Raw genomic sequence first — 7,115 nt, forward strand, 5'->3', positions numbered from 1 at the left:
ACTCCTTAAGCCGTTTTCAGGCTGCCAACCGGGCGGGCAGGCTCAACCTGGGGATAATACGGTTCGTTATGGCGCGCCTTATCACGCAGACCAGCCGGAACTTCATACAGCGGGCCAAGGTGCTGATACTGCTGAGCCATATCGAGATACTTCGCGCTGCCGAGCGTATCCAGCCAGCGGAACGCGCCGCCGTGGAACGGAGGGAAGCCCAGGCCATACACCAGTGCCATATCGGCTTCTGCCGGACTGGCGATAATGCCTTCTTCCAGACAACGCACCACTTCGTTGACCATTGGGATCATCATGCGGGCGATAATCTCTTCATCACTGAAGTCGCGTTTAGGCTGGCTGATATCTGCCAGCAAACCATCAACGGTGGCATCTTCTTCTTTCTTCGGCTTGCCTTTGTTGTCTTCTTTATAGCGCCAGAATCCAAGACCGTTTTTCTGCCCGAAACGGTTAGCATCAAACAGGGCGTCTATCGCGTCGCGATAATCTTTCTGCATCCGTTGTGGGAAACCTGCAGACATTACCGCCTGCGCGTGATGTGCAGTATCAATACCCACCACGTCCAGCAGGTAAGCCGGACCCATTGGCCAGCCAAACTGTTTTTCCATGATTTTGTCGACTTTGCGGAAATCCGCTCCGTCGCGCAGCAGCTGGCTGAAACCGGCAAAATACGGGAACAGCACGCGGTTCACGAAGAAACCGGGGCAGTCGTTGACCACAATTGGCGTTTTGCCCATCTGGCTTGCCCATGCGACAACTTTGGCGATGGTTTCATCCGAGCTTTTCTCGCCGCGAATGATCTCAACCAGTGGCATGCGGTGTACTGGGTTAAAGAAGTGCATCCCACAGAAGTTTTCCGGGCGCTTGAGCGCGCTGGCCAGTTCGTTGATTGGGATGGTGGAGGTATTCGAAGCCAGTACCGTATCCGGGCGAACTTTGTCTTCAGTCTCCGCCAGCACCGCTTTTTTCACTTTCGGATTTTCCACGACCGCTTCAACTACCACATCCACACGTTCGAAACCGCTGTAGTCGAGGGTAGGATGAATGGTGGAAATCACGCCCGCCATTTTCAGACCGTCAATTTTGCCGCGTTCAAGCTGTTTGTTCAGTAGCTTGGCTGCTTCGGTCATACCGAGCGTTAATGATTTGTCATTGATATCTTTCATCACAACCGGCACGCCTTTCCAGGCTGACTGGTACGCGATGCCGCCGCCCATAATACCTGCGCCCAGCACTGCCGCTTGCTTTGGCGCATCAATATTTTTGGTGAGTTTTTTGGCTTTGGCTTTCACGAACTGATCGTTCAGGAAGATCCCAACCAGCGCGCGAGCTTCACTGGTGTGCGCCAGTGGCACAAAGCTTTTATTTTCCAGATTCAGCGCTTCTTCACGACCAAAACGGGCCGCTGCTTCAATGGTTTTCACTGCGGTAATCGGTGCGGGATAGTGCTTACCTGCCGTCTGCGCCACCATACCTTTAGCGATGGTAAAGCTCATGGCCGCTTCAATTTTGCTGAGCTTCAACGGCTCAAGCTTCGGCTGACGTTTGGCTTTCCAGTCGAGATCGCCATTAATTGCCTGTCGTAATACCGCAATCGCGCCATCAAGCAGTTTGTCTTGCTTCACTACGCCATCGACCAGGCCGATTTTCAGCGCCTGCTCAGCGCCAACATCTTTACCCGCAGCAATAATTTCCAGAGCGCTGTCTGCGCCCAGCATACGTGGCATACGTACGGAGCCGCCAAAGCCCGGCATGATACCCAACTTAGTTTCCGGCAGGCCGATGCGCAGGTCTGGTGTTGCCAGGCGATAATCGGTTGCCAGGACACACTCGCAGCCGCCGCCCAGTGCGTAGCCGTTTACCGCTGAGAGGGTCGGAACAGGCAGATCTTCGAGGCGGTTAAAGACGCTGTTAGCAAAATGCAGCCACTGGCTCAACTGCTCTGCAGGCACGAGGAACAGTGAAAGGAATTCGGTGATATCGGCACCAACAATAAAGGCTGCTTTGTTAGAACGCAGCAGCAGCCCTTTTAAATTCGGTTGATTTTCCAGCACGTCAAGCGCATGGCCCAGGCTGGCAACGGTGGCCGTGTCGAGTTTATTGACCGAACCAGGGGCATCGAACACCAGTTCGGCGATGCCATCTTCCAGCCAGTCGAGGTACAGGGTGTCGCCTTTGTAAAGCATGTCAGTCTCCTGAATCCGCAAGGTGATCTGGTCATACCAGATGAATCGAAGTGTGTATTTTGTGTTAAAAAATGCAAATGAATGATTAAAGAAATGACGATTTGATCACGCTCGGTAGAAATCACGCACTCACAAGGCGATGTGCTAAGATGCGGAGACTTGAGGTCAAAAAAACAGAAGGATAGAAAATGGAATCACTGGCCGCACTCTATAAAAATCATATCGTTACCCTACAAGAACGGACGCGCGACGCGCTGGAACGCTATAAGCTGGATGCGTTACTTATTCATTCAGGTGAGCTGATTAACGTCTTTCTCGACGATCATCCATATCCGTTTAAGGTCAATCCGCAGTTCAAAGCCTGGGTGCCTGTAACGCAGGTTCCTAACTGCTGGTTGTTGGTGGATGGTGTGAATAAGCCAAAGCTGTGGTTCTACCTGCCGGTTGATTACTGGCACAACGTTGAGCCGCTGCCGACCTCCTTCTGGACGGAAGAGATCGAGATCATCGCGCTGCCAAAAGCGGATGGTATTGGTAGCCAACTGCCTGCTGCTCGCGGCAATATCGGTTACATCGGTCCCGTTCCGGAACGCGCGCTGCAACTGGACATCGCGGCCAGTAACATCAACCCGAAAGGGGTGATCGACTACCTGCATTATTACCGTGCTTATAAAACGGATTACGAACTGGCCTGTATGCGCGAAGCGCAGAAAATGGCGGTGAATGGACACCGTGCCGCGGAAGAAGCGTTCCGTTCCGGAATGAGCGAGTTTGACATTAACCTCGCTTACCTGACGGCTACCGGTCATCGCGACACCGACGTGCCGTACAGCAATATCGTGGCGCTTAACGAGCATGCTTCGGTTTTACACTATACCAAGCTGGATCATCAGGCTCCGTCTGAAATCCGTAGCTTCCTGCTGGACGCAGGTGCGGAATATAACGGCTATGCGGCAGACCTGACGCGCACCTGGTCGGCGAAAAGCGACAATGACTATGCGCATCTGGTGAAGGATGTGAATGACGAGCAACTGGCGTTGATTGCCACGATGAAAGCGGGCGCCAGCTATGTGGACTACCACATTCAGTTCCATCAGCGCATCGCGAAACTGCTACGTAAGCATCAAATTATCACCGATATGAGTGAAGAAGCGATGGTTGAAAACGATCTTACCGGGCCGTTTATGCCGCACGGTATTGGTCACCCGCTGGGCCTGCAGGTACATGATGTTGCTGGCTTTATGCAGGATGACAGCGGTACCCACCTGGCTGCGCCGTCGAAGTATCCTTATCTGCGTTGCACCCGCATTTTGCAACCGGGCATGGTTTTGACGATCGAACCGGGCATCTATTTTATTGAATCGCTGCTGGCACCGTGGCGTGAAGGGCAGTTCAGCAAACACTTCAATTGGCAGAAAATCGAAGCCCTGAAACCGTTCGGCGGTATTCGTATTGAGGACAACGTGGTGGTCCACGAAAACAATATCGAAAACATGACCCGGGATTTAAAACTGGCGTAATGGACAGTTGGTTAATCCCTGCGGCGCCGGTAAGCGTCGTTGAAGAGATCAAAAAAAGCCGCTTCATTACGCTGATCGCCCATACGGACGGTGTAGAAGCGGCAAAAGCGTTTGTTGAGTCAGTTAAAGCGGAACACCCGGACGCCCGTCATCATTGTATGGCGTGGGTGGCGGGTGCGCCCAATGACTCGCAACAGCTGGGATTTTCCGATGATGGCGAACCGGCGGGTACGGCAGGCAAACCGATGCTCGCACAGCTGATGGGGAGCGGCGTCGGTGAGATTACCGCGGTGGTGGTGCGCTACTACGGCGGTATCCTTCTGGGTACGGGGGGACTGGTAAAAGCCTATGGTGGTGGTGTGAATCAGGCGCTGCGGCAGTTAACGACACAGCGCAAGACGCCATTAACCGAATATACTTTGCAGTGTGAGTACGGTCAGTTGGCAGGTATTGAAGCTTTGTTGGGGCAGTTTGACGGTAAAGTCATTGCCAGTGATTACCAGGCTTTTGTTCGGCTCAGGGTGGCGCTTCCTTATGCCAAAGTGGATGGATTTTCGGCAAAACTGGCGGATTTTAGTCGTGGTTCATTGCAATTGTTAGCGATTGAAGAATAATCCCCACCTCATTTTAAAGAACTAAGGAAGCGGCAGAGATGCATTTTCGCGCCATCACCCGAATCGTTGGACTACTGGTCATCTTATTCTCGGGGACAATGATTATCCCCGGACTGGTAGCGCTCATTTATCGCGATGGGGCTGGGCGTGCATTTACCCAAACTTTCTTCGTTGCTCTGGCTATTGGCTCTATGCTGTGGTGGCCAAACCGTAAAGAGAAGGGCGAGCTGAAATCGCGCGAAGGATTTCTGATTGTTGTTTTATTTTGGACCGTGCTGGGGAGCGTGGGTGCGTTGCCATTCATTTTTTCGGAAAGTCCTAACCTCACGATAACCGACGCTTTTTTTGAATCCTTTTCCGGATTAACTACCACAGGTGCGACGACGCTGGTGGGGCTGGATTCATTGCCACACGCGATTCTCTTTTATCGCCAGATGCTGCAATGGTTCGGCGGGATGGGGATCATCGTGCTGGCAGTGGCTATCCTGCCTATTCTTGGCGTGGGTGGCATGCAGCTCTATAGGGCAGAAATGCCCGGACCGCTGAAAGATAATAAAATGCGCCCGCGTATTGCCGAAACAGCAAAAACGCTGTGGCTTATCTATGTATTACTGACGGTGGCCTGCGCGCTGGCGCTATGGTTTGCCGGGATGCCCGCGTTTGATGCCATTGGGCACAGCTTTGCCACAATTGCTATCGGCGGCTTTTCCACACACGATGCCAGCGTGGGATATTTTGACAGTCCCACGATTAATACGATTATTGCTATCTTCTTGCTGATCTCCGGCTGTAACTATGGTCTGCACTTCTCTTTATTAAGCGGGCGTAGTCTGAAGGTCTACTGGCGCGATCCGGAATTCCGTATGTTCATCGGCGTACAGTTGACGCTGGTGGTTGTCTGTACGCTGGTGTTGTGGATACATAATACCTATGGGTCGGCGCTCACGACCATCAACCAGGCTTTTTTCCAGGTAGTGTCGATGGCGACGACTGCCGGATTTACTACAGATAGTATTGCCCGCTGGCCGCTGTTCCTACCGGTGCTGTTGCTGTGTTCTGCGTTTATCGGCGGGTGTGCCGGGTCGACGGGCGGTGGCTTGAAGGTGATTCGTATCCTGCTGCTGTTTAAACAGGGTAACCGTGAATTGAAACGACTGGTACACCCGAATGCGGTTTACAGTATCAAGCTGGGGAATCGTGCGTTGCCGGAGCGAATTCTTGAAGCCGTATGGGGATTCTTCTCTGCTTATGCGCTGGTCTTTATTATCAGTATGCTGGCGATTATTGCGACCGGCGTAGATGACTTCTCTGCGTTTGCCTCTGTGGTCGCGACGCTGAATAACCTGGGGCCCGGGCTGGGGGTTGTTGCCGACAACTTTGCCAGTATGAACCCCGTAGCGAAGTGGATCCTGATTGCCAATATGCTGTTTGGTCGTCTGGAGGTCTTTACTCTGCTGGTACTTTTTACACCTACCTTCTGGCGTGAATAATGGAGTAACACGTGAAAACACTGATTCTTTTTTCTTCCCGGGACGGACAAACGCGCGAAATCGCCGAGTATCTGGCTTCTGAGCTCAAAGAGCTGGGTGTTTGGGCGGATGTGCTTAATTTGCATCGTACCGCGGAGCCCGACTGGCAAAATTATGACAGCGTGGTGATTGGCGCCTCGATTCGCTATGGTCATTACCATGCTGCTTTCCAGGAATTTGTGAAAAAGCATGCCACGCGATTGAATGCGATGCCGAGTGCGTTCTACTCCGTTAACCTGGTTGCCCGTAAACCGGAAAAACGTACGCCTCAAACTAACAGCTATGCGCGCAAGTTCCTGATGAGTTCGCCGTGGCGGCCAGATCGTAGCGCAGTTATTGCCGGTGCTTTGCGGTATCCCCGTTATCGCTGGTATGACCGCGTTATGATCCAACTGATAATGAAGATGTCAGGCGGTGAAACGGATGCGAATAAAGAAGTGGTGTATACCGATTGGGAACAGGTTGCGGGTTTCGCGCGGGAAATCGCTCAGTTAACCCACAAAACGGTGTCAAAATAAACGTAAAGTATAAAAAATAATCACTCGGAAAATTATTTTAAATTTCCCCTTGTCAGCCTGAAATAACTCCCTATAATGCGCCTCCACTGACACGGAACAACGGATTACAAGCCGCCGGGTCAGCGGGGTTCCACTGAGAACTTCGTAGAGAAAAGCAAAAATAAATGCTTGACTCTGAATGAGGAAAACGTAATATACGGGACCTCGCGACAGAGCGCTAAAGCGCGTCGCAACTGCTCTTTAACAATTTATCAGACAATCTGTGTGGGCACTCGAAGATACGGATTCTTAACGTCGCAAGACGAAAAATGAATACCAAGTCTCTGAGTGAACATACGTAATTCATTACGAAGTTTAATTCACGAGCATCAAACTTAAATTGAAGAGTTTGATCATGGCTCAGATTGAACGCTGGCGGCAGGCCTAACACATGCAAGTCGAACGGTAGCACAGAGGAGCTTGCTCCTTGGGTGACGAGTGGCGGACGGGTGAGTAATGTCTGGGAAACTGCCCGATGGAGGGGGATAACTACTGGAAACGGTAGCTAATACCGCATAACGTCGCAAGACCAAAGAGGGGGACCTTCGGGCCTCTTGCCATCGGATGTGCCCAGATGGGATTAGCTAGTAGGTGGGGTAACGGCTCACCTAGGCGACGATCCCTAGCTGGTCTGAGAGGATGACCAGCCACACTGGAACTGAGACACGGTCCAGACTCCTACGGGAGGCAGCAGTGGGGA

5 protein-coding genes and 1 rRNA gene are annotated in these 7,115 nt (G+C 52.1%); 5 read left to right on the top strand and 1 reads right to left on the bottom strand.

Annotated elements, in window-relative coordinates; translation table 11 throughout:
- Window positions 1-5: 5 nt before the first annotated feature.
- Window positions 6-2,195 (bottom strand): fatty acid oxidation complex subunit alpha FadB, encoded by a 2,190-nt coding sequence (fadB, locus tag OGX99_RS01335; RefSeq protein WP_286542361.1) that lies wholly within the window; start codon window positions 2,193-2,195, stop codon window positions 6-8.
- Between the two features lie 188 nt (window positions 2,196-2,383).
- Here fadB and pepQ point away from each other — a divergent pair, with 188 nt between their 5' ends.
- The 5 genes from pepQ to OGX99_RS01360 form a co-directional block, all read left to right on the top strand.
- On the top strand, window positions 2,384-3,715 hold the full coding sequence (pepQ, locus tag OGX99_RS01340) for a Xaa-Pro dipeptidase (RefSeq protein ID WP_151220029.1): 1,332 nt from the start codon (window positions 2,384-2,386) through the stop codon (window positions 3,713-3,715).
- Window positions 3,715-4,329, top strand: coding sequence for an IMPACT family protein (locus OGX99_RS01345; protein ID WP_151220028.1), 615 nt, complete (start codon window positions 3,715-3,717; stop codon window positions 4,327-4,329). The genes pepQ and OGX99_RS01345 overlap by 1 nt, the downstream gene beginning before the upstream one ends.
- Window positions 4,330-4,367: 38 nt before the next feature.
- On the top strand, window positions 4,368-5,819 hold the full coding sequence (gene trkH / locus OGX99_RS01350; RefSeq protein ID WP_151220027.1) for a Trk system potassium transporter TrkH: 1,452 nt from the start codon (window positions 4,368-4,370) through the stop codon (window positions 5,817-5,819).
- 11 nt (window positions 5,820-5,830) lie between these two features.
- Window positions 5,831-6,376: a menaquinone-dependent protoporphyrinogen IX dehydrogenase gene (gene hemG / locus OGX99_RS01355; RefSeq protein WP_210905524.1), complete on the top strand. Its 546-nt coding sequence runs from the start codon at window positions 5,831-5,833 to the stop codon at window positions 6,374-6,376.
- Between the two features lie 376 nt (window positions 6,377-6,752).
- Window positions 6,753-7,115, top strand: a 16S ribosomal RNA gene (locus tag OGX99_RS01360); the annotation flags it as partial.

Source organism: Citrobacter sp. Cu096 (assembly GCF_030332285.1).
Lineage (GTDB): Bacteria > Pseudomonadota > Gammaproteobacteria > Enterobacterales > Enterobacteriaceae > Citrobacter > Citrobacter meridianamericanus.

What these genes read in the sequence shown, in the direction of transcription:
- trkH (WP_151220027.1), top strand. Translation starts at nt 4,368, where the DNA reads ATGCATTTTCGCGCCATCACCCGAATCGTTGGACTACTGGTCATCTTA.
- pepQ (WP_151220029.1), top strand. Translation starts at nt 2,384, where the DNA reads ATGGAATCACTGGCCGCACTCTATAAAAATCATATCGTTACCCTACAA.
- fadB (WP_286542361.1), bottom strand. Translation starts at nt 2,195, where the DNA reads ATGCTTTACAAAGGCGACACCCTGTACCTCGACTGGCTGGAAGATGGC.
- OGX99_RS01345 (WP_151220028.1), top strand. Translation starts at nt 3,715, where the DNA reads ATGGACAGTTGGTTAATCCCTGCGGCGCCGGTAAGCGTCGTTGAAGAG.